Consider the following 1876-nt stretch of genomic DNA (forward strand, 5'->3'; position numbering starts at 1 on the left):
TTTCAGCAGAGAAAGCGGCTCTTGCAGTGAATGGTTGGGTTACGTTACCACCTACGGAATACAAAGCCGATTGGGATGATTATCGCCAGCAGCATGGTATTGAGGCCGCAAAGCAGGCATTCAGTAATGGATTGTATCAGGCGGTAGAGAACGTAGCAGTGTCAAAATCTGTAACCACTGATTCAGATGAATACCGAGAGAAAGAATACGACCCGCTAAAACCCCATATCGATATCCGCAAGAATGGGATTTATTGGGTTGAACCGAAAGAACAAGGTGGCGAAATCGTCGAAGTCGAAAAATGGCTGAGTGATTACATGGAAATCGTTGGTATTGGCAATGATGGCAGCGAAGGTTATCTCATTATTAAGCTACGTCAGGAAGGCACAGGAAAATATATTGTTGAGGCACTTCCGCGCCGTGAAATCGGGATGCCGGTTGGCTGGGCCAGACTGCGTTCGCGGGGAATGAACATCACCGTAAAAAACAGTCTGTTGCCTGTTTTAGCTGAGCATCTGCAACGCAGCGGCGATCGCCGTGAATGGGTTGTGACACAGAAAGCAGGCTGGCACTGCGGCGCATATGTCATGCCGGACGGTGAAATCATCGGTCAGCCCTATATGCCTGTCGCGTTCAGTGGCGGCACATCTGCCATTGCCGGTTATGTGGTCAGGGGAAGCGCCGAACAGTGGATAACACACGTTGCGTCATTACTGCAAGGCAACCGCTCAATGATGCTGGGCGTACTGGTGGGATTGTCTGCCCCACTTAATTCACTGACAGGCGGGACCTGCTTTGGTGTGCATTTATTCGCCCAATCCTCTGCAGGGAAAACCACCACCGTTGAGGCGGCCAGCAGCTTATACGGTGATCCCGAAGAACTGAAATTATCATGGCATGGTACTAACCACGGTTTAAACAATGAGGCCGCAGCCCGTAATGATGGCTTTATGCCCATTGACGAAATCGGACAAAGCTCGAATCCGAAGGAAGTCGCTAACAGTGCCTACAGCCTGTTTAACGGTGTCGGTAAAATTCAGGGAAAACGGGAAGGTGGGAACCGTGCCGTGATCCGCTGGAAGATTGCTGCTCTTTCAACAGGCGAGGAAGATTTAGAAACGTTTCTGATAAAAGGCGGGATCACCCCAAAAGCCGGGCAGCTTGTCAGGCTGCTCAGTGTGCCCTTTATTGATACGGCATGTTTCAATGGCTATGAGGATGGTGATTCCCACGCAAGAGCCATCAAACGTGAATCCAAACGCTATTGTGGTGCCGCGGGTCGGTCATGGATTCAATGGCTGTCTGAATATCAGGAGCAGGCAATCGACATGACCGCCCGTAAAGAAAAAGAGTGGCTCGATAGCCTGCCAGAAGAAGCCTCAGCGCAAGTCAAGCGCGTTGCCGTGCGTTTCGCGTTACTGGACGCCGTTGGAGAACTGGCGACCCATATCACCGGCTGGGGTAAAGAAGCGAGTCATGCTGCGGTAAAGCAAAGTTTCGATGACTGGTTAGCTGATTTTGGCATCGGAAACCGGGAAAAATATCAGGTGCTCACGAGAACGCGTGACTTTATCCAGAAGTACGGGCTGTCACGCTTTCAGCCTTATACCTACGGCAGGCCAAATGGTGATATTGATACGGCACATGCCATGAGAATTAGCGATCTTGCCGGATATCTGGTGCATAACCGCCGTCATGATGGACAGGCTGAATACCATATTATCCCCAGTGTATTTGAAGCAGAAATATTACAGGGATTACAGAAGAAATCTGGCTTTGAAGCCTTAGAAGAGGCCGGAATGTTGGTTAAAGCGGAGAAAGATCGCTTTATCAGCAAAACCATCTCAGTGAATGGCACTCAGGGACGGTTTGTGGT

The 1876-nt window shown here is 50.2% G+C and carries 1 protein-coding gene; it reads left to right on the forward strand.

Annotation, left to right across the window (positions count from 1 at the left end; translation table 11 throughout):
- Positions 1–1876, forward strand: a 1876-nt coding sequence (locus Xsto_RS20580; protein ID WP_099126300.1) for a TOPRIM and DUF927 domain-containing protein, incomplete at both ends; no start/stop codon positions are given.

This window comes from Xenorhabdus stockiae, assembly GCF_002632825.1.
Classification (GTDB): Bacteria; Pseudomonadota; Gammaproteobacteria; order Enterobacterales; family Enterobacteriaceae; genus Xenorhabdus; species Xenorhabdus stockiae.